The 21,931-nt window shown below is 35.4% G+C and carries 20 protein-coding genes, 4 tRNA genes and 1 riboswitch; of the genes, 19 read left to right on the top strand and 5 right to left on the bottom strand.

The window, feature by feature from the left end; genetic code table 11:
• Positions 1-43: 43 nt before the first annotated feature.
• Together H8R91_RS04525 and H8R91_RS04520 are read right to left on the bottom strand one after the other, a co-directional pair.
• A complete protein-coding gene (locus tag H8R91_RS04525; RefSeq protein ID WP_186935065.1) occupies positions 44-202 on the bottom strand; it encodes a hypothetical protein in 159 nt (52 codons plus the stop codon).
• Between the two features lie 118 nt (positions 203-320).
• On the bottom strand, positions 321-863 hold the full coding sequence (locus H8R91_RS04520; protein WP_186935064.1) for a stage V sporulation T C-terminal domain-containing protein: 543 nt from the start codon (positions 861-863) through the stop codon (positions 321-323).
• A 220-nt stretch (positions 864-1,083) separates the two neighbouring features.
• Here H8R91_RS04520 and H8R91_RS04515 point away from each other — a divergent pair, with 220 nt between their 5' ends.
• The 17 genes from H8R91_RS04515 to H8R91_RS04435 all read left to right on the top strand — a co-directional run bounded on the left by H8R91_RS04515 (position 1,084) and on the right by H8R91_RS04435 (position 17,208).
• Positions 1,084-1,353 carry a hypothetical protein gene (locus tag H8R91_RS04515; RefSeq protein WP_186935063.1) on the top strand — a complete coding sequence of 90 codons (270 nt, stop codon included), beginning with the start codon at positions 1,084-1,086 and terminating at the stop codon, positions 1,351-1,353.
• A gap of 306 nt (positions 1,354-1,659) precedes the next feature.
• On the top strand, positions 1,660-2,289 hold the full coding sequence (locus H8R91_RS04510; RefSeq protein ID WP_022235095.1) for a class I SAM-dependent methyltransferase: 630 nt from the start codon (positions 1,660-1,662) through the stop codon (positions 2,287-2,289).
• An 18-nt stretch (positions 2,290-2,307) separates the two neighbouring features.
• A complete protein-coding gene (locus tag H8R91_RS04505) occupies positions 2,308-3,111 on the top strand; it encodes an SDR family NAD(P)-dependent oxidoreductase (protein ID WP_186935062.1) in 804 nt (267 codons plus the stop codon).
• A 17-nt stretch (positions 3,112-3,128) separates the two neighbouring features.
• The gene (locus H8R91_RS04500; RefSeq protein WP_186935061.1) at positions 3,129-3,851 is read left to right on the top strand and encodes a cohesin domain-containing protein; all 723 of its coding nucleotides are present in this window, start codon (positions 3,129-3,131) and stop codon (positions 3,849-3,851) included.
• 37 nt (positions 3,852-3,888) lie between these two features.
• Positions 3,889-4,071: riboswitch (cobalamin riboswitch) on the top strand.
• A gap of 100 nt (positions 4,072-4,171) precedes the next feature.
• A complete protein-coding gene (locus H8R91_RS04495; RefSeq protein ID WP_186935060.1) occupies positions 4,172-5,638 on the top strand; it encodes a DUF4430 domain-containing protein in 1,467 nt (488 codons plus the stop codon).
• A gap of 21 nt (positions 5,639-5,659) precedes the next feature.
• Positions 5,660-7,072, top strand: a complete 1,413-nt coding sequence (locus H8R91_RS04490) for a prenyltransferase/squalene oxidase repeat-containing protein (protein WP_186935059.1) — start codon at positions 5,660-5,662, stop codon at positions 7,070-7,072.
• Positions 7,072-7,584 (top strand): DUF4430 domain-containing protein, encoded by a 513-nt coding sequence (locus H8R91_RS04485; protein ID WP_022235100.1) that lies wholly within the window; start codon positions 7,072-7,074, stop codon positions 7,582-7,584. The genes H8R91_RS04490 and H8R91_RS04485 overlap by 1 nt, the downstream gene beginning before the upstream one ends.
• On the top strand, positions 7,584-8,447 hold the full coding sequence (locus H8R91_RS04480) for an energy-coupling factor transporter transmembrane component T (RefSeq protein ID WP_186935058.1): 864 nt from the start codon (positions 7,584-7,586) through the stop codon (positions 8,445-8,447). Before H8R91_RS04485 ends, H8R91_RS04480 begins: the two co-directional genes overlap by 1 nt.
• Positions 8,420-10,018 carry an ABC transporter ATP-binding protein gene (locus H8R91_RS04475; protein WP_186935057.1) on the top strand — a complete coding sequence of 533 codons (1,599 nt, stop codon included), beginning with the start codon at positions 8,420-8,422 and terminating at the stop codon, positions 10,016-10,018. Before H8R91_RS04480 ends, H8R91_RS04475 begins: the two co-directional genes overlap by 28 nt.
• A 1-nt stretch (position 10,019) precedes the next feature.
• Complete coding sequence (locus tag H8R91_RS04470; protein ID WP_186935056.1) at positions 10,020-10,703, top strand: ECF transporter S component; 684 nt, start codon at positions 10,020-10,022, stop codon at positions 10,701-10,703.
• Between the two features lie 88 nt (positions 10,704-10,791).
• Complete coding sequence (locus H8R91_RS04465; RefSeq protein WP_186935055.1) at positions 10,792-14,559, top strand: InlB B-repeat-containing protein; 3,768 nt, start codon at positions 10,792-10,794, stop codon at positions 14,557-14,559.
• Between the two features lie 103 nt (positions 14,560-14,662).
• Positions 14,663-15,772 (top strand): AAA family ATPase, encoded by a 1,110-nt coding sequence (locus H8R91_RS04460; RefSeq protein ID WP_186935054.1) that lies wholly within the window; start codon positions 14,663-14,665, stop codon positions 15,770-15,772.
• Positions 15,773-15,987: 215 nt separating this feature from the next.
• Positions 15,988-16,064: transfer RNA gene (locus tag H8R91_RS04455), tRNA-Arg, on the top strand.
• 4 nt (positions 16,065-16,068) lie between these two features.
• A tRNA-His gene (locus H8R91_RS04450) sits at positions 16,069-16,145 on the top strand.
• A gap of 3 nt (positions 16,146-16,148) precedes the next feature.
• A tRNA-Lys gene (locus tag H8R91_RS04445) sits at positions 16,149-16,224 on the top strand.
• A gap of 64 nt (positions 16,225-16,288) precedes the next feature.
• Positions 16,289-16,363, top strand: a tRNA-Gln gene (locus H8R91_RS04440).
• A gap of 527 nt (positions 16,364-16,890) precedes the next feature.
• Positions 16,891-17,208: a hypothetical protein gene (locus tag H8R91_RS04435; protein ID WP_243237745.1), complete on the top strand. Its 318-nt coding sequence runs from the start codon at positions 16,891-16,893 to the stop codon at positions 17,206-17,208.
• Here H8R91_RS04435 and H8R91_RS04430 read toward each other — a convergent pair.
• Positions 17,205-17,504 carry a hypothetical protein gene (locus H8R91_RS04430; protein ID WP_186935052.1) on the bottom strand — a complete coding sequence of 100 codons (300 nt, stop codon included), beginning with the start codon at positions 17,502-17,504 and terminating at the stop codon, positions 17,205-17,207. The two genes, H8R91_RS04435 and H8R91_RS04430, sit on opposite strands and share 4 nt — an antisense overlap.
• 104 nt (positions 17,505-17,608) lie before the next feature.
• Between H8R91_RS04430 and H8R91_RS04425 the strand changes: the two genes are divergently transcribed.
• The gene (locus tag H8R91_RS04425) at positions 17,609-19,096 is read left to right on the top strand and encodes a PIN domain-containing protein (RefSeq protein ID WP_186935051.1); all 1,488 of its coding nucleotides are present in this window, start codon (positions 17,609-17,611) and stop codon (positions 19,094-19,096) included.
• A gap of 365 nt (positions 19,097-19,461) precedes the next feature.
• Positions 19,462-20,040, top strand: a complete 579-nt coding sequence (locus H8R91_RS04420; protein WP_243237743.1) for a type III toxin-antitoxin system ToxN/AbiQ family toxin — start codon at positions 19,462-19,464, stop codon at positions 20,038-20,040.
• 201 nt (positions 20,041-20,241) lie between these two features.
• Here H8R91_RS04420 and H8R91_RS04415 read toward each other — a convergent pair whose 3' ends face one another.
• Positions 20,242-21,156 (bottom strand): hypothetical protein, encoded by a 915-nt coding sequence (locus H8R91_RS04415; RefSeq protein ID WP_186935049.1) that lies wholly within the window; start codon positions 21,154-21,156, stop codon positions 20,242-20,244.
• A 136-nt stretch (positions 21,157-21,292) separates the two neighbouring features.
• Positions 21,293-21,727, bottom strand: coding sequence for a single-stranded DNA-binding protein (locus H8R91_RS04410; protein ID WP_186935048.1), 435 nt, complete (start codon positions 21,725-21,727; stop codon positions 21,293-21,295).
• Positions 21,728-21,931: the final 204 nt, after the last annotated feature.

Here is a 21,931-nt window from a genome sequence, read left to right as displayed (position 1 = left end):
AAGTTTATTTAAAAGGGTAATTAGGGTTTAACAGAATACTTCGTCAGTCAATTATAAAAGTTTGGTCAACATTTTCAAAGGTTGTGGGTGTGGGCAAAGCCCACAAATACTTTCCGTTTATGCAATCTAACGATAGCTGAACAGCCACACTGTTTGTGCCCGATAAATTGTAATATCGGAAGATATTATGGGTTTTGTTCAAACCTGCAAGTCTTTAAAAGACTTGACCTAAATTTTTTATTATTTCACTTAACTCGTGCAATAAACCATATTTTCATATAATAAGGGTTGTCACACAAGCCTGTGGCAACCCTTATAGTTTATTCTTCCATTTGTTTTCCTAAAAAAGCGGCCGCTGAATGAGCAAGTTTAACTTCTGTTTCAGTAGGAACTTTATTATCTTCGCCCATCAGCATTACAACTGCACCCGTAACATCGCCTGCGGCAATAATAGGGTATATGACTGCCGCTCTGTGTTCCACACCTTCAACCGGTTGAATATCACCGACCGTTGCCTGTGTTGCAGTATAACTTTTACGGCTTTCCATATAATTTTCAAGAACAGGTGAAACCCGTCGTTCAAGTAATTCTCTTTTAGATACTCCCGATGCGGCAATAACATGGTCTTTGTCGCAAATAATAACGGGTAAACCGCTTACTCTTGAGAGAACTTCCGCATATTGTGAGGCAAATGCCGATAATTCTCCTACAGGTGAATATTTTTTAAATATAACTTCGCCGTCGGTAGCAGTATATATCTCAAGCGGGTCGCCCTCACGAATACGCAGGGTGCGACGAATTTCTTTTGGTATAACAACACGACCGAGGTCGTCAATTCTTCTGACAATACCTGTTGCCTTCATATCAAAACTCCCCTGAATTTGTAATATTTGCAAAATATTGCATTAATATTGTTTGACTTGTAATCTCTTTTATTCCGCTTTTTTACAAAATAAAGCCGTTTTGATTTTGTTAATTTATGGAAAAATAAAAGTGTAGAATTTTTATTGCTACACCTGAGCTTGTAAAATAAAGTGTGTAAGTTAGAAAAATAATTTGCACACTTTTTGCAATTGGGAAAAAGTGTGCTACAATGAAAGAAAGGAAAAAGGAATGAACGAAATGGCAAAAAAGAGAGAAAGCACACCGGGTGAGAACCTCGCAAAGCAAATTATTGAACAGTACAATCCAAAAAGCGTAGCCGATATCTCGGATGACACCGACAAGCTCGAAGGCTTCAACAACAAGATCAAGGTCGCTAAACGAATCGGCTACGGTTACCTTGATTCGCTATCTCTCTATTCCTTCTGTCCGTTCACCATTCCACAAAAAATCTTGATGAGGTATTATTAATTAATTCGGAAAATAATAATAAAGCGGTTTCGGTTGAATGGTACGGAAAGAACATAGTATTGTAAAATTAAATATGATTTTGGCTTTTGACAATAAAACCTAAAAGGGTATATCGGATATGCATTGTATGAGTGACGATTATTTGGTGCAGGAACTTATTGATGAACAAAAATCAAATAAAATAAATCAATAAGTAATTGTAAAATGTATAAATATGTGTTATAATCGATAGCACAATAATGAGTTTAAAGCAAAATTAATATATTTGATAAAGTTAATATGTGTTTTACGGAAAGGAAGATTCTTGTGAAATATCATAAGCTGTTGGAAAATGCCAAGAAGCCGAAGGGCTTTTGGGGCAAAAAAATGATTAGTTCCATGAATGAAGGACATTACGAGCTTACCGGTTGGGCGCTTGATCATATAAATTTTGAAAGACATTATCGTGTGCTTGATGTTGGCTGCGGCGGCGGTCTTACCGTGTCACGAATAGCAGAGAGAATCGGTAACGGCAAGGTTTACGGAATAGATTATTCTGCGCTTTGTATCAAACATTCAAAGGCACAGAACAGAAAAAACATTCTCTGTAATAAGGTTAAAATCGTACTTGCCTCGGTTTCGTCTTTGCCGTTTGAGGATTGCAGCTTTGATGTTGTAACTGCGGTAGAAACCTATTACTTCTGGCCGGACAAACTTAATGATTTAAAAGAAATTTATAGAGTGTTAAAGCAAAACGGCAGGATTATGCTTGTATTTGAAATGCTGAAAACTCCCGAAGAGCCTGATAAATGGAAGGCTGTAGAGGACAAGGTAGGCATAAAAACAGTGACAGAGGAGGAGATACGGGAAATGCTTGCAAAGGCAGGCTTTGAAGACATTGAAACCCATAAAAAGGACGGTACTACATGGCTTTGTGCCATCGGTGTCAAAAAATAAATAAAAGCAGGTGAATATATGAAGGCTTTAATTACAGGAGCAAGTTCGGGGATTGGTAAGGAAATTGCGAGAATCTTGGCTGCAATGGGGTATGATTTGATAGTTGCGTCAAGAAACTATGATAAGCTGACAGAGCTTAAGGCTGAACTTAAAAATGTAAATGTCAGAGTAATCACCATTGATTTGTCACGGGAACAAGACGCTATTGATTTGTATGAGCATTTAAAAGACGAGGATATAGATTTTCTCGTCAATAATGCAGGCTTTGGCGCATATGGCAGATTTTTGGATGTACCGCTGAAAAAAGAGCTTGATTTAATTCACACAAATATAAGTGCAGTGCATATTCTGACAAAATGCTTTTTGCAGGATATGGTTAAGAAAAATAAAGGCTACATTCTTAATGTAGGCTCGTCAGCGGGCTTTTTGGCGGGTCCGACTTTTTCAAGTTATTATGCATCAAAAAATTATGTTGTAAGGCTTACAGAGGCTGTTCACGAAGAACTGAGGCGAAAGGGCAGTAATGTTAAAATTTCCGTGCTTTGTCCCGGTCCTGTGAATACTAATTTTAATAATGTTGCGGATGTAAAGTTTTGCCTTAACGGACTTTCGCCGGATTTTGTTGCTAAGTATGCGATTGAGAAAACTATGAAAGGCAAAATGGTTATTATTCCCGGCTTTACAATGAAAGTAGCAAAAGTTGCTCAACGGTTTGTGAGTGAAAATATGCTTACACGCATTTCCTACAATGTGCAGAGCAAAAAAGAGGGACAAAGGTCAGATACCGAACAAAAAAATTTTAATAAAGCAGAACACGCTTAAAAAGGAGCGGAGAAAATATGAAAAGATTTGTATTATTAATGTTTACGGTTCTTTTCATAATTTTCTCCGCTGTTTCTGTTTTTGCCGCCGATACAAACGGCGTAACTTTTAAAACAGAAGATATAAATTGTGATAAAGGCAGAATTTTTAAGGTTGATGTAAAAGCAAAATCGTCAGAAAAAATCTCTGCCGTATTATTAAAATTTACTTATGACAGAAATATAATAGAATACCGTTCAATCAGCACCGATTCGGACAGCCTGGCTTATGCTTATGATAACGGAAGTACATTAAATGTATCTTACCTTTGCAAAGACGGCAAAAATATTGATAATGACACGGTAATACTTACTTTAGAATTTAAGGCAACAGCCGAAGGTCAGAGTAATTTGCAATATACAGCCTATGACTGTGTTAATTCTTCGGCAGAAAGCGTTGAAATTTCGCAATGTTCAAGCGGTAAGGTAAGTGTTACAAAACAAGGCAGTGAAAAATCAAATGATAATGAAAAATCGGATACAACGGAATATAAATCCGAAAACAATGAAAGTACAGGAAATTCAGAAAAAAGCAGTATTGACGAACTCGGTTCATTAAACGGCAAATTTTCAGACAACACTGTATTTATGCTTATAGTTGGAGTTATTTGCGGACTTGCTGTCGGTGTTTTGTGTTTTATGCTGTATTTATCTGTGATAAAGCGGAAAAATAAGGCAAAAGAGGAAAAAGACAGGCATTAACTTGACATAACACCGATTATGCTATAAAATTTAATTTGAACTTAATATTTGTTATGGTTTATTCATTTAATTAATAGGGAAGACGGTGCAAGTCCGTCACAACCGCCATTACTGTAAACAGTTATAGCCTTGGCTCATGCCATTGGGAAACCGAGAAGGCGCCTTGGCTGCTTTAATGCAGACTGTAAGTCAGGAGACCTGCCATAACATAGTTTGAAAAACTTTCTTGGGCAGTGGGAGAATAGTTATTGGGTAAATTATTACCCTTTATATAGCTATGCCTCTTTTAAGGGGCTATTTTTTATTTAAGGAGAATGTTTATGAAAACAACAGCAAAATTTATTTCTGCTTCACTTGCTACTTTGCTTGTTTCTGCATCTGCAGTTACGGCATTTGCGGCAGAAACAAAGGACATTACAGTTTCACTCCGTATTGAGGGTGTGAATTCTTGTGTGCTTTATGACAATTATCAAATTCCACAGGGCAGCACGGCAGCTGACTTAATTCAGTATGCAGACAAGCTTTCTGATGATGTTACGGTAACAGGCGCCGAAAATAATTACATAACAGATGTAAACGGCGAAACAGCAGGCAAATTCGGCGGCTGGGACGGCTGGCAGTATATTGTAAATTCAGTTTCACCAAATGTTGGCGTAGGTGATTACACACTTAGCGACAATGATACAGTTGTTCTTTATTACGGTGATTTTCCTTGTCTTCTTCCGCAGATTGATACTTCGGCATTAAACAGTGACGGAAAAATCAGTTTTAATGCAGAGTCAACTACATATGACAGCGACTGGAATCCGACCGTAAGCACAGTTGCTATTGCAGATATGACAGTTACTTTTGACGGTCATACTTATACAACAGATGAAAACGGCACAATCACACTTTCAAAGGCTGACTTCACCTCAGGCGAGCACAGCGTACAGGTTGAAAAGAAAAATTCAAACGGTGCTCCTGCCGTACTTCGTTATGCTGACGACTTTACAGTTAATATTGCAAGAGAAAACACAATTAATGTAAATCTCAGAATTGAAGGTCCGGAGGCTTGCTACCTTAAAGACACATTTGAAATTGCAAAGGACAGCAATGTCGGTCAGCTTATCTCATATGCAGACGAAGTTTCTGATAATATCGAAGTAGTAGGTGCAGATGCAGGCTATATTTCAGAGGTAAACGGCATTGCAGCAGGTTCATTCGGCGGCTGGGACGGCTGGTATTATGCTGTAAACAGCGTAGTTCCTAATGTAGGAGTAAGCGGTTATACACTTAGTAATAATGATACAGTAGTTCTTTATTACGGTGAGTATCCATGCTACCTCCCGATTGCAGATACTTCATTGCTTACAAGCGAGGGTAAAATTACATTTACAGCAAACGCTACATTCGGTGACGCTGTTCTTCCGATTGATAATATGACAGTATATTTTGACGGCAAAGAATACACAACAGATTATAACGGTGTAGTTGTAATTGATAAGGATCAGCTTACATTCGGTTCTCACAGCTTACAGGTTGAAAAGTACGGTTACAGCGGTGCTCCTGCAGTTCTTCGTTACGCAGATGACTACACAGTATTTGTAGATACAAAGATTGTCAATGATGTAAACCTTGACGGTAATGTAGACATTAACGATGTTACAGCTATTCAGACATACCTTAGCAATTATAACAATATTAGCGAAGAACAAGTAAGAATTGCTGATGTAAACAAAGACGGAAAAGTTGATGTAAATGATGTTACAGCACTTCAGACAATTCTTTCGGGTGAAACAGAATAATTCTAATAAGGAATGATAATTATGCTGAAAAAACTGACAGCTTTACTTATATGCGCAGTAATGTTATCTTTATCGGTAACGGTAAATGCGGCTGAAAACTACACAAAAGAAGATATTTCAAAAACTATAGACGGAATTATCTCGTATAAATCGGCAATTTTAAAGGCTGACGATACAGCTTCGTTTGTACAAAAACTTTCTGAAACCACGGATAATTCGGAAACACAGTGGTATATTATTTCTTTGTCAAAATACGGTACAGATGTAACTGCTGTACAAAGTTCTATGATAAAATCTGCCGAAAAGTTATATAAATCAAAAAGCAAAGCTACAGATTTTCAGCGTACCTCACTTGCACTTTATGCCTGCGGACTTAATCCTGAAAATATCAACGGCAAAAATTTGCTCAGTGACGGAGTTTATAACAGTGAAAATGTGAACAAGCAAGGCATAAATGCATATGTTTATGCCTTGCTGTCACTCGACTGTGCAAATGCAAAAGTTCCGAGTGAAGCAAAATATGACAGAGAATATTTTATTAAAAAAATTATAGGCTTACAGCTTTCGGACGGTGGCTTTACACTTATGGGAAAGTCTGCCGATACCGATGTTACCGCAATGTGCTTACAGGCACTTGCTCCTTATAAATCTGACAGTGCGGTAAAAGAATCTATTGACAGAGCACTTGATGTTTTATCTAAAAAACAAAATGAAAAAGGCGGATATTCTTCTTTCGGCACAGTAAATTCCGAGAGTGTTTCCCAAGTTATTTCTGCGCTTGTTGCACTCGATATAGATGTGCAGTCGGATTCAAGATTTATTAAAAACGGCAACACTCTTGTTGACAATCTCATGACTTTCAAAAATTCGGACGGCGGTTTTTCTCATATTGAAAACGGAAAATCGAATAATATTGCGTGTTATCAGGCATTAAACTCACTTGTTGATTTATATAAATATATGTCAAAGGGCAATACCGAGATTTTTGAATTTGACGATACAAAGAAAAATAATTCTAATAGCGAAAATTCCCGACAGAACACTGAAAATTCAAACACAGACAGTTCTGAGGTTAATATAGACAGCAACAATAAAAATAATTCTGTAAATACAGGTGATATTACAGAAAAACATAATTCGCAAGTTGACGAAGAACAGCAGGAAACAACTGTAAAGCCCGAATCCAATAATGCGGAAAATTATGATGATCAGGTAATGGCTTTGGCAGATGACAATTACGAGCCTTTTACGCTTGCATCTACTCCGGATTCCGTAGCGGCGGCAAATTCGGATGACGACAATAATTTTATTTTCTATGTTTCTCTTATAGGACTTGTAGCAGTAGCGGCTGTGCTTTTAATTATAAGATTAACAGTGCTGAAAAAAGACGGTGAGCCTTTCAGATTATTCGGCAAAAGAAAAGGTGACAAATAATGAAATTAAAACTTTTATTACTTGTATTGATAATTACTGCCGTGCTATGCGGCTGTTCGGTTCAGACTCCCGATGACTACTATTCCTCTTCATCTCAAAAAGAGGGAATGGAGGTTACTTTTTCAATCAACTGCTCAACCATTTTAAATAATATGGATCAGCTTGAAAGCGGTCTTGAAAGCTATGTTCCGAGTGACGGCGTAATTCTCAAGCCTACAAAGATTACTCTTGACGAAAATGCTACCGCATATGATGCGCTTAGTGAAGCCTGCCGTCAGAATAAAATTCAATATGAATACGAGGGAACGGACGCAGATATTTATATTGAGGGTATCGCAAATCTTTATGAATTTTCTTGCGGTCAGCTTTCGGGTTGGGAATACTGCGTAAATGATGTTTTTCCGTCGGTAGGCTGCAATTCTTATGATTTACATGACGGAGATACAATTAAATTCTTATATACCTGCGATTTGGGCGCAGATATCGGAAACGAATTTACAGGAGAAGAATAATGCTAAGATTTAATTCCTTTAATCCGCTGGCACAGCTTATATATTTTGTATCTGTGCTGTTGGTATCAATGTTTACATGGAATTATATAATTTTACTGCTGTCGCTTTTCGGAGCGGCGGCTTATTCTGTATTACAAAAGGGTTTTAAATTATTTTTAAAATCCTTTTTTGGTTATGTGCTGATTTTTTTACTTGTAACAATAACCAATCCGCTTTTCTCACACAAGGGAGTAACACCGCTTATATTTATAAATGATATTCCTATTACTCTTGAGGCTATAGTTTACGGTGCGGTGCTCGGACTGATGCTTTTGAGCGTAATACTTTGGTTTTCGGTATTCAACAGCGTGTTTGATTCCGAAAAACTTATATATATTTTCGGAAGATTTTTACCAAGACTTGCATTATTGTTTTCGATGGTACTTCATTTTGTGCCTAAATTTATTCTTGTGTTTAAGCGCACATTGGCGGCTCAATCCGATTTTTGCGGTAAAAATAAATTTAAACAATACATAGGTGCATTTTCTGCTTCGGTTTCCGTAATGCTTGAGGGTTCGGTTCAAACTGCCGATTCAATGAGCGCAAGAGGATACGGAGTTAAAAAGCGCAGTTTTTACTGCCGCTTTCCTTTTACAAAAGCAGATGCGGTTTTTACTGTACTTTCTCTGGGAATGTTGACTACAGTGCTGTTTGCTTTAGCGACAGGTCAACTTGATTTTCTTATATATCCGCATATCGAGATGTGTGATATTACAATATTATCTGTAATCGGAATGTCGGCTTTCGGTGTACTATCATTTATGCCGTTTACCATTGAGTTAAAGGAGGAGCTTGTATGGAAATTTTCTCTGTCAAAAATTTAAGTTTTACTTATCCGCAGATGCAGGAAAAGGCTTTGGATAATGTGAATTTCACTGTGAAAAGGGGAGAGTTTTGTGTTATCTGCGGTCAGTCCGGCTGCGGAAAAACAACACTGCTAAGACTTTTAAAGCCGCAGGCAGCTCCTCACGGCACAAAAACGGGAGAAATATTTTTCTGTTCCGAAAATATTGAAAAATGCAGTGAAGAAGATACGGCTTTTAAAATAGGCTATGTTTCGCAAAATCCCGAAAATCAAACAGTAACCGATACCGTACTCCATGAACTTGCCTTTACGCTTGAGAATATGGGAATGTCGAGTGAAGAAATAAATATTAAAATAAGTGAAACGGCTACTTACTTTGGACTTTCAAAAATAATAGAACAAAAGACAAACTCACTTTCGGGCGGTCAGATGCAAATTCTTAATCTTGCGGCGGCATCTGTTGCCGAGCCTGATGTATTAATTCTTGACGAACCCGCAAGTCAGCTTGACCCTGTATCGGCAGAAAACTTTTTTACAATTCTTGACAAACTTAATAAAGACTTGGGTATCACTGTAATTATTACCGAACACAGACTTGAAAAACTGTTTCCCGTTGCGGATAGAATTATTGTTATGGAGCAAGGAAAAATAATTACCGATACAGCACCTATAGATACTTGCAATGCTCTTAGCAAAATTTCAAAAAATCATCCTATGATGCTCGCTTTGCCCGTGCCTGCACGGCTTTATTCCGTAACGGATTGTAAATCGCAATGCCCCGTTACGGTCAAAGAAGGCAGAGAACTTTTTGCAAAATATAGCAAAAATAATTCTTTTACAGAACATACATTGCAGAATAATAATTCCGACCATGAAATATTATCGGTTAAAAATGTATATTTCAGATATGATAAAAAGTCTGATGATGTGCTCCTCGGTCTTAATTTATCGGTAAACAGAGGAGAGATTTTTTCGGTTGTCGGTGCAAACGGCAGCGGAAAATCAACTTTGCTTTCCGTAATAGGAGCAAGGCTTAAGCCGTACAGAGGCAAGGTAAAACTAAATGAAAAAACTGCTACTATGCCTCAAAATCCACAATTGTTATTTGTTAAAGACAGTTTGCTTGAAGACTTTAAAAGCGTGAGCGGGGATTTGGAAAAAATTAATAAATTGTCAGAAAAGTTTAATGTACACCATCTTTTAAATCACCATCCGTATGACCTTAGCGGAGGTGAAATTCAGCGTGCAGGTTTTGTAAAACTTTTACTTCTCGAACCGAAAATATTATTGCTTGACGAACCGACAAAGGGTTGTGACAGTTTTTCAAAAGCAGAACTTGCAAAAACTTTAAAAGAACTTTCCGACAACCAAATTACAATATTACTTGTTACACATGACCTTGATTTTTCGGCTGAAGTTTCCACCGTATGTGCAATGCTTTTTAACGGTACTCTTTCAAAAAGACTTGAACCGCACGAATTTTATTGCGGAAAACGATTTTATACGACTTCTGCAAATAAAATTTCACGAGGTATAAAAGACGGCATTATAACAACGGAAGAGTTGATTTCCGCTGTTAAGGAGGAGTAAAATGACTGCTAAAAAGATAATAAAATACTTATGTGTTTTTGTGGTTGCGCCGCTTATTGTACTTTGCGGAGTGTTTTTCTTCGGCGACCGCAAATATGCCTTTATATCGCTTGTTTTGTCGGTGGTTGCCTGTATTCCGTTTTTTATTTCTTTTGAAAAAGGTAAAAACGATGCACGCAGAATTGTTATAATAGCTGTTATGACGGCATTGTCGGTAGCGGGCAGGTTTGTATTTGCTCCCATTCCGTTTTTTAAGCCCGTTACTGCAATTGTAATTATTACCGCTATTTATCTTGGCAGTGAAGCAGGTTTTATTACAGGATCTTTTTCTGCTGTGGTTTCAAATTTCTATTTTGGACAAGGACCGTGGACTCCGTTTCAAATGCTTGCGTGGGGACTTATCGGATTTTTGGCGGGCTTGCTTGCTAAAAAACTTGTTGAGAGTAAGGTAATGCTTATTATTTACGGCGCTCTATCGGGCATAGTATTTTCTTTTATAATGGATGTATGGACAACTCTCTGGGCTGACGGCACATTTAATATAGCAAGATTTGTGGCAAGCATTACAACCGCAGCACCGTTTACCGTTGTTTATATGGTTTCAAATGTAATATTCCTGTTGCTGCTTACAAAACCAATCGGAAGTAAATTGCAGCGATTAAAAACTAAATACGGAATTTTTTAGGACAAGGGGAAGTTTAGCTTTCCCTTTTTATTTTGCCGTGTATTATTTGCCTGTCTTCTGCATATAATCATTTGCATGGAGGTAATATATGGCAATGTTAAAAAAACACAAAAAAACGTTGTTGTCAGCATTGCAGAGAGTTTTCTGCTTTATATTGGCAGCAACAATTTTGGGTGCGGTGGGTGTTCCCTCGGCCGTACTTGCACTTGACGGTGCAAATCCGACAGTAGAAATTGTCGGATTTATGAGGGGCGACAGTAAAGACCTTCGTTCAAGTGAGCTTTTAATGGCAAAAGTAAGCAATTACGACGGTAATCCTCAAGAGCTGACTTACGAATGGAAAAATAAGCTTGGCACTTATCTGTATGTATTTGACAAGCACGATATGGCTGTGGTGCGTGGCACAAAAAGTGAAATTGAAATTTACAATTCGGATAAAGGCTTGTTCGCATCTGATAATATGAGCGGCAGATCTTATAACCGCAGCTATTCGCACAAAGGCTTTGCTTATGCGGCAGTTTACGGTGCATCTGTTAACGCTGAAAAATTAAAAGGCGGCATTTCCGTAACAGTAAAGGATTCTGACGGAAATATCATTGCGACAGCATCGTATGATGACGATTTTAAAAATTATGACCTGTCAAAAGATATGGCAAACGCAGTGTTTGGTGTGTTTGAGGGTGAGAGCGTTGATATTCTTAACCTCTTAGGTCAAAGCTCGGTTGTTCATGTTGTATGTCCTGCCTGTTATGTAAGTCAGGGAACAATAATTTCCGGCAGCGATTGCATAAGTTTAAGCAAGTCAGAAAGCGGTTACTCAATAACCGGTTTAAAAGCCGGTGAAGGTGTAATTAAAATTAATCTTCAAAAGAGAAACTGCAAATTCCATAAAAACTCGGAAAACAGTTCGACTACAACCGTAATAGTATTTAAAAAACCTAACACTTCCACAACTGCAACAACACTCACTCTTACAAATCTTGATGACAGATGCGAATATTATCTTGAGGGTGTTAAGGGTGAAGTAATTGACGGCAAAATAACTTTTAGCAGTCTTACTCCCTCTACTGAATATACCATAGAGGTACGGGGCAGTTATATTGACGAGAACGGTACAACTAAAACTGCATACGCCTATGTAAAAGACACAACAAAGGACTGCTATACATCAAGTGTGGTTTTCAAACTTGATGATACTGTAGCGGATACCGAAAGCATATTCGGTAAACCGTACGAGGTTGCCGTAAAGTCTGACAGTGATTACATTGTCTTGCAGAGCGGTGATAACGGTTATACTGCAGAACTTGCTAAAGGCAATTATAAAGTGTTTTTAAAAGACGGTAATGATTATAAACAGATTGATAATGCGGTTCTTACCGTTGACAGTGATGATAACAGCATAGAGATAAAATATTACTCTGTAGTTTATAATCTTGATGGTGGTACACTCAACGGCGATACAAAATTTGTTTACCGTGAGGGTGAATCCGTAAAAACAATTGATAATAAATCAACTAAGTATGAGTATGTATTTGACGGCTGGAAGTGCGGTGAAAGCACTTATAGCAACAGCCAACAAATTACAGATTCAATTGACAGAAAATATGAATTGACAGCAATATGGGAAGTAGATAAGATAGGCAACGGAGAAAAGCCTGACGGAATACCGGATAAATATCAGAAGAAAGTAACCTTTAAAGTAGTAAACGGTACTTGGGAAGATAAGAGTGCAAATGATATTTCTTACTATGTAACTTTGCTTGACAAAGAGGGTAAGTGGAATGTCAACGGTACTGCAAGAATTAATATTCCAACAGGTATGACAGCAAATTACGGTTATGAAAACGGCAAGTGGGATGTTGAGCCAAAGTCGCCTGTAAAGGGAACAAATGCGGAAACTTACACTTATACTTTTACAAAGAAAACAGACCCGAAAGTTGATTACAAAGAACCAAACGAAAACGATAAACCAACACCTGCTACACAGGTAGTAGAGTATGGAAAGAAAATACAGGTAAAGCCGAACGGCGGTGTATGGGTTCACGATAACAAGACTTATTCGGGTGATGATGTCGCAACATTTGTTCTTGAAAAGAATATAAAACTCGAAGATCCGACAAGAACAAATTATGTATTTATGGGTTGGGATAAGCAGAAAGGCAAAGACGATGTAGCCTATATCTTCACAGCAATATGGGAAGTAGATAAGATAGGCAACGGAGAAAAGCCTGACGGAATACCCGATAAGTATCAGAAAAAAGTAACCTTTAAAGTAGTAAACGGTACTTGGGAAGATAAGAGTGCAAATGATATTTCATACTATGTAACTTTGCTTGACAAAGAGGGTAAGTGGAATGTCAACGGTACTGCCAAAATCAATATTCCAACAGGTATGACAGCAAATTACGGTTATGAAAACGGTAAGTGGGATATTGAACCAAAGTCGCCTGTAAAGGGAACAAATGCGGAAACTTACACTTATACTTTTACAAAGAAAACCGACCCGAAAGTTGATTACAAAGAACCAAACGAAAACGATAAACCAACACCTGCTACCCAGGTGGTAGACTACGGAAAGAAAATACAGGTAAAGCCGAACGGCGGTGTATGGGTTCACGATAACAAGACTTATTCGGGTGATGATGTAGCAACATTTGTTCTTGAAAAGAATATAAAACTCGAATATCCAACGAGAACAAATTATGTATTTATGGGTTGGGATAAGCAGAAAGGCAAATACGATGTAGCCTATATCTTCACAGCAATATGGGAAGTAGATAAGATAGGCGACGGAGAAAAGCCTGACGGAATACCCGATAAGTATCAAAAGAAAATTACCTTTAAAGTAGTAAACGGTACTTGGGAAGATAAGAGTGCAAATGATATTTCTTACTATGTAACTTTGCTTGACAAAGAGGGTAAGTGGAATGTCAACGGTACTGCAAGAATTAATATTCCAACAGGTATGACAGCAAATTACGGTTATGAAAAAGGCAAGTGGGATGTTGAACCAAAGTCGCCTGTAAAGGGAACAAATGCGGAAACTTACACTTATACTTTTACAAAGAAAACCGACCCGAAAGTTGATTACAAAGAACCAAACGAAAACGATAAACCAACACCTGCTACACAGGTAGTAGAGTACGGAAAGAAAATACAGGTAAAGCCGAACGACGGTGTATGGGTTCACGATAACAAGACTTATTCGGGTGATGATGTAGCAACATTTGTTCTTGAAAAGAATATAAAACTCGAAGATCCGACGAGAACAAACTATGTATTTATGGGTTGGGATAAGAAGAAAGGCAAAGACGATGTAGCCTATATCTTCACGGCAATATGGGAAGTAGATAAGATAGGTGACGGAGAAAAGCCTGACGGAATACCCGATAAATATCAGAAGAAAGTAACTTTTAAAGTAGTAAACGGTACTTGGAAAGATAAGAGTGCAAATGATATTTCTTACTATGTAACTTTGCTTGACAAAGAGGGTAAGTGGAATGTCAACGGTACTGCAAGAATCAATATTCCAACAGGTATGACAGCAAATTACGGTTATGAAAACGGCAAGTGGGATGTTGAACCGACTGAAATTGTATCCGGAATTGAAGATGTTGTTTATGTTTATTTGTTTGATAAAATAGCAGAAACAGAGCCACAACCGCAACCGACAACTGTACAGCCGACTCCTACAGTTAAAACCGTTGTTCAGGAAAAAACGGTTTATAAAACACAGTATGTTGAGCCTATTACCTTAAAAACAGGTGATAATCTCACTTTCTTAGGTGTGCTTGTCGGTTTGTGTGCAGCAGGTTTTGCAGGAACAATAATTTTCGGTAAAAAACGAAGTAAGTAATATTAAAAAGGCGATTGCAGATTAATTTTGCAATCGCCTTTTTTCAAATACAGAATAATAATAAATATTTCAAAGGTTATAATAAATTAAATGAGGTGAATTTATGGCTGAGGTAATTAAAATAGTTTTGACAGGCGGTCCATGTGGCGGTAAAACAACTGCTTTGAATTTTTTGAAAGATGAACTTGAAAAGTTAAATATAAAAGTTTTTATATTAGAAGAAATTGCAAATAATTTATTGAGCAACGGCATTACTCCGAAAAAACTTGGTGTATATGAGTTCCATAAACAACTTTTTGAAACTCAATTAAAAGAAGAAAATTCTCTCGAAGAGAAAGCTAAGGCATACAATGGGGAAAAGGCTGTAATTTTATTTGACAGAGGATTGCTTGACAGCAAAGCATATGTTACCGATGCCGAATTTAAAAAATATATTTCAATAAGTAATAAAAATGAAGATGTATTAAGAAATTCGTATGATGCTGTATTTCATTTAAAAAGTGTTGCTTGTACAGATGAAAACACTTACATTAAGAACTGCAATTCTGTCAGAAAAGAAGATGTAAAGCTCGCCAAGGAACTTGACGAAAAATTACTTTCTATATGGACAGGCACATCACACTTGCGAGTTATACCAAATAACATTGATTTTAATAAAAGGCTCGATAATTTGCTTAAAGAAGTATTAGGGTTCATCGGTGTTCCGGAACCTCTTGAAATTGAGCGTAAGTTTTTGATAGAATACCCTGATATTGATTATCTTAATAATATGACTGCTTGCAGAAAGGTTGCGATTACTCAGGCATATTTAAACACTCCCGAGGAAGGAATGTTCAGAATACGGAAACGTGGTTACGGCAAAGATGCAGTATATATTAAAACGGTAAAAATCAAGATTAATGATTTAAAAAGGATAGAAAAAGAATCTTATTTGACACAAGCCGAATACAATAATTATCTTTCAAGAAAAGAATGTATAACGGGTATTATTTCAAAGGACAGATATTGCATAGTGTATGATGACGAATATTTTGAACTTGATGTATATCCGTTTTGGAATGACAGAGCAACGCTTGAGATAGAATTGCTGTCAGAAGATCAGCCTTACAAACTTCCTCCTTTTATTAAACTTATAAGAGAAGTAAGTCACGAACCCGAATACAGAAACATTGCACTAGCGCAAAGAATGGTTCATAATAAAGGGACTGATTAAGATAACTTAATTGATAACAACATTTCGATATTAATACCAAGTGATATTGACATTATTATCTGCAATGTGTTAAAATGCCTATATCATTAACTTCATTATCAAATTAAAACAGGAAAATAATTATAAAAAATTAAAAAAAGTGTTGACAAATGGAGTTTGCTGATGTATAATAATGAAGCTGACTTAAGGGAAAAACAAATTTTTAAGTTAAGTATGCGGCAATAGCTCAGCTGGATAGAGCAACTGCCTTCTAAGCAGTAGGTCAGGGGTTCGAGTCCCTTTTGCCGCGCCACATGGTGGGATTAGCGTAGTTGGTTAACGCGCCAGTTTGTGGCACTGGAGACCGACGGTTCGAATCCGTCATTCCACCCCATTTGACTCATTAGCTCAGTTGGCAGAGCACTTGACTTTTAATCAAGGTGTCCGGAGTTCGAATCTCCGATGGGTCACCATAAAGCCGCACATTTTACTTTTGTGCGGCTTTTGATTTAAAAACCACGAGTTGGGTTTAAATGGTGGGCTGTCGCCAAGCGGTAAGGCAACGGACTTTGACTCCGTCACCCGTGGGTTCGAATCCCGCCAGCCCAGCCAAAAGTAAAGTGATTTAAATAGTTAAGCAAAACTACTTAAATCGCTTTGCTGTTTATTTAACAGTAATAGGTTTCAGATAGTCGCTTCCTCTCGTTGGATTGTCGCATTAGCTAACATCAGTTCAAGCCGATAACAACCACGAGGTAACTACACAAAGGGATAAGGTGATGTAAGCACCTGTTTCCGCAGTGGAAAGAAATACCCCTATCTGTCCTTTATTAACTTTATTTGCAAAAAAGTAAGACCTGCACCACCGGATAAATAGTACAGGTCTTGACAAAATATCTAAAAGCGTATAGAATTAAGCAATACGCATGTTTAGCTTCTCAAGTTCTGAGTACGGTCAATACTCGGGGCGCACGCTTATCAATTACGCCAATAATTGATAAGCTGAGGGGCTTATTTTATTTGCATTCACATTTTACCATTTTAAGAGAAAAATGTCAATATGTAATGGGAAATATAGTAAAATTTAGTTTTACTATTTAATTAAGTGTCCCACCGTGGGACAGATGGAGGTATTAATTATGACAGAAGAACAAATTAAACATCAGATTGAATACTTGCGTTCTCAAAAGGAAAATCCTACCGGCTTTTATAGGCAATATCTTGTGAATTTATATCACTTGTTTTATGACGGAGCTAAAGCGAACGGTACTGATTGGTGTCCTAATGTAAGTCTTAGTAAAATGATAAAGGCTACTTATGCTAATATAAATCCTGATCATCAAGCCAAAGATATGGTTCTGAAATGGAAAGGAGATTTAAAAAAATTAGGATATATTAAAGATTGCAATGTAAATGGTGAGTGGCGAACATATATCCTCAAAGAGCTTGATTTTTAATTCGTTTCGGAATCAATGCTGTTTTGTGCAGACTCATCAATAGAAATTTGACAAACGGACTGTTCAGGAATATTTTCGTGACTTTTAACAATGTACAATAAGTGATGAATAGGATTATCATTTTTGATTATCATAATATCTCCCCTATATGTCTTGTCAAAAGGTAAATTTTCCGGATCTTCAACTTCAATGCTGTCAACACTAAACACTGTGTTTTTATACTCCTCGGCATTTATGTCAATGTTTAGTTCTGATTTAATGACTTCTGAGATAGGTTTTAGGAATAAAAAATTCATATGTATTCTCCTTAAAATAAATATTTGCTTTGTATAAGCATTATTGTTTTATCATTCCTATAACTTTTTGTCAATATAATTAATAATAAAATGGAGTTCTTTTTATGAAATATATATTACTGGATACAAATATTTATATAAATATGTTAATTGATAGAAGAAATAACATAAAAAACGATATGTTACTAAATTTCATTAAACTTCTTAATTTCGATGAAATTAAGTTAATAGTTCCATCTATTGTAGTACACGAAACTATTAAAAATCTTGGGATAGAATATAGAAATGTTGATAAAAAACTTAAAGATGCAAAAAATAGTGTTAATAATATATGTGGCATTAATACAGGGGATTCCGAAAGCAATTTTGATGTAGAAGAAACTAAAACTTCCATTAGTCAAGAATTAAATATGTTAGGAGAAAAATATAAAGAAAATAGTTCTCAAATATTTGAACAGATTTGCAACATTCTTGAAGAAAATTTGTTTAAACATGATAATTGTATTATTATTGAAGAAAATAAAGAGATTGTATATAATTGTTTGATAAGACGAATTTATAAGAAAGCACCATTTCATGAAAACAGTAAGGATTGTTATGCCGATGGTATAATAATTGAAAGCTTATTATATTTCTTGAAGAATAATAAGTTTAATCATGACGATAAAATATTTTTTGTTTCTGACAACCCAAAAGATTTTTCTGAAAAAGATAATAAAGAATCCTTGGACAATGATATTTTAAAAGAAATTCAGAACATTGGACTTAATGCTGAATTTAAATATGTTCTTCAGTTTAATAAATTAATCGGAAAGTGTTTGAAAGATGAAGTAAATAACGCTAATTTGAACAATGTTTTTGAAAAAGAATTTGAAGAAGATGAAGTAGAATCTTATTTTGATGATATGCAAAGATCATCAGCCGGCTTAACTTCTTTAGGTGAATTTGAAGAAAAATTTATAGAAGATTTTCGTAATTCAAATTTTTCAAATGAAATTGTTTCGTTATCAGAACGCTTTGCAAAATGTTATAAACAATTAGAAGATTTTCCATATTTTTATAAAGAAGAATTTCAAAATTATTTAATGCAATTAAATTATAGTGAAATCAGCGAATTTGCTAATAAATCAGCTATGATATGTGATATGAATTTAGATGAAGATAATTTAAGTTCATTAATAGATATAATTGAAAGAAAAGCTGACATATTGGACTTTTCTTGTTTAAACTTTGAAAATATAGACTCTTTAGATTATGGCGATACAATGTTGTTTTATGATAAAAACAAGAGAAAATATAAATTAAAAATGCAACCATTGAATCTTTCTTGTATAAATGGTGGAATGGATACTCTTGACATTGATTTATTTGATGATAACAATAATAAAATATCTTCAGGAAGTATTGAAATTATATATGGATATGTTGATTATAATGATGATAATAATGTGGGTGATGCTTGTGGTGAGGAATTTAGATATAATATATACGCTATTATTGAAAAAATTGCAAGTATAGTAACAGATTTAGAAGAGTTTGTAAGAAAAGAAAGTGAAATAGTTAAAAAGTTAAAAATTGAATTTAATCTTTAGTTTTAATTAAAGACACAAGTGTCCCACCGTGGGACACTTGCAGTAATACGGTATTATTATTGATGATTGCTTTTCATAAGACTATAATAAAAGCGGTTCTCTCAACCAACCAAAATGAGAATTTAAAAAGTATTTTCAAAAATTATTGATTTTTTTATAAATATATCATATAATATAAGTGGACACAATGGTGTCTTTAATGAGGAGTGCCTTGCAGCTCTAAATGCAAGTGATTTATGTTGAGTGCCCTGCAGCTCTAAATGTAGGTGATTTATGTTGAGTGCTCTGCAGCTCTAAATGCAGACCGTAATGTATAAAAAAGGGAGCGAATTTTCGTTCCCTTTTTGTTTTAAGGAGAAATGCATTTGAAAGACCTTGATTTTTATATTGTACCAAATAGTTATATTACATACTTACAAAAGGCCGAGAGTATAAAGCGGGGTTTTACTCGTGTTCCGAATATGGATTATGGTAAAAATCATAAGCCTAAGTTTATATGTGGTATTGTACTTAAGATTAATGATGTAAGTTATTTTGTCCCAGTATCATCTTATAAATTTAAGAAACCTGATAATTTTCTGATTTGCGATAAGAACGGAAATACAATCTCATCTTTAAGGTTTAATTATATGTTTCCTGTTCCGTTAGAAATTATTAAACAGCGAAGAATTGATATTGAACCGGACTTAAAGTACAGAGCTTTGTTGGCCCAAGAGCTTAAATATTGTAAAGACAATCAAGATACTATAAGAAATTTAGCTAAAAGAACGCATAAAAGGGTAATGCTTGCAAAAAGCCCAACACTTGTTAAAAACAGTTGTGACTTTTCTTTTCTTGAGCAAAAGTGTCAGGAATATGAAAATCAGTTATTGCAAACCCAACAACCGATTTTACCAAATCAAATACCGCCTGTTCCTACAAATGGATTTACACAAGGAATATAATAAAAGATGCTGTAAAAAAACAGCATCTTTTTTGTTTCTTTAGGTTCTATCCTGAGAGATAAATATAAGAAATCTAAAATTTTTTATAGAAATAAAAGTATCTATTGATATTAATTGCTTATTTAAAGGCTATAAAGCGAATAATAATTTTTGAATATATATGTTTAAAAATCAATATTTCTAAAGTGAATATTAATAGAATTATTTAATAATATTATTTTTTGATATATGTCTAAAATACATATATCCTAGTTCTGTTTGTATGAGTTTTTCATAATAAGGAAGTACTCTATATATAAATAGGTTTTTAAAATCATTTCCAACTAGAGATTCTTTTTGAATATTAGATGTGAATTTTTCTCCGTAGGAAGATATTGTTAATATTCCATGGACAAAAACTTTACCGTTATTTGAGAAATTAATTTTTGTCGAAAATATGGAACCTATTCCATTAAAGCTTTTATCACGATTTCCCATATGATATTGGTTTAAATCGACTCCTATTTTTTTATCATCAATATATATATATTTTTTTTTCGAATTAATCAATTGATAGTAGACGGTGTGTTCATAATTTACGAAATCATTTAAATCTAGTTTTGTTTCAATTTCTTTTCCTGTAATCCATTTCCAATTTGTATCGTTTTTATCAGTATCTTCGGAATATCTATATATAAATGAAACAGATAAATATTCATAATTGATTGATGTTATTTGAGAAACAAGGGCGTTGAGTTCATAGCATATATATTCAATATAGTCGTGTACATTATAAGGTAAGATATTTTCAGAAAAGTTTATCTTATCAGAATTAGTTTTATTGTCATATGTACGTTGTAACAATCTGTTGCGTTTGTTTTGAATGGTTTTATAGGCACTCGTATAGGCAAAGGCTGTTATTTCATTGGTGTTATTTAGTTTAATTTTCTTTTGTTTTTTTCTTAAAATTATTATTGAAATTATCATGCTAAATATCGCTATTAATGCTAACATAATATTTTTAGCATTAGCAGAGATGTATATATCTGGTATTAATGATATTAGGGGGGCAACACATGGGATAAGTGTTATAAAAATCCATTCGTAAATTCCATTGTCTTTAATAAACTTTTTCATAATTTACTCCTTTTTTGATTTTTTTGTGATATTTTATCACAGATTTTCTTTTTTGTAAAGACTAAACTCCCGATACAATCGGAGTGTTCGTTGCACAAAAAGAACAAGTGTCCCACGGTGGGACACTTGTTAATTATCAAAACGGTAAATCATCATCAATAGGCATATTTTCAAAATCGGGTTGTGAGGGCAAGGGCGGCTGTTCAGATGTAGTTGAAGAAGAGTCTTTATTATTATTATTTGCTTTTTGCACACGCTCTCCGGTAAAAGATACCGTGTCTGCGACAATCTCCGTTACATAGCGTGTACTTCCGTCATTGGCCTGATATGTACGACTTTGTAGTTTGCCTTCAAGAGCAATCATATTGCCTTTTGCAAAATAGCGACATACAAATTCTGCTGTGTAGTTCCAACAGACAACATTGAAAAAATCAACTTTTCTTTCTTCACCGGATTTGTTGTAATTGCGTTCAACTGCGATACTAAAGCTCGTTACACTTTTTCCGGTAGTAGTTGATTTGAGTTCAGGGTTAGCAGTAAGCCTTCCCATGAGTACAATTCGATTTAACATATTTACGACTCCTTTTTTATTAATATATCGGTTAAGTGTCCCACCGTGGGACACTTGTGGGCAAACAAGAGATTGTTTATTTATTTTTTCTCTGCTTTCGGGTGTTTAATTGTAGGCGAGTAGCTGCACAGGTTATGACTTTGCAAAAGTTATTTTACAGTCAACTTTAAAATAGTGTAGGGGAAGAGCTGCCGGCGTAAGTTA

This window comes from Ruminococcus intestinalis (assembly GCF_014288065.1).
Lineage (GTDB): Bacteria > Bacillota > Clostridia > Oscillospirales > Acutalibacteraceae > Ruminococcoides > Ruminococcoides intestinale_A.
This window is presented reverse-complemented; position numbering and strand designations above follow the sequence as displayed.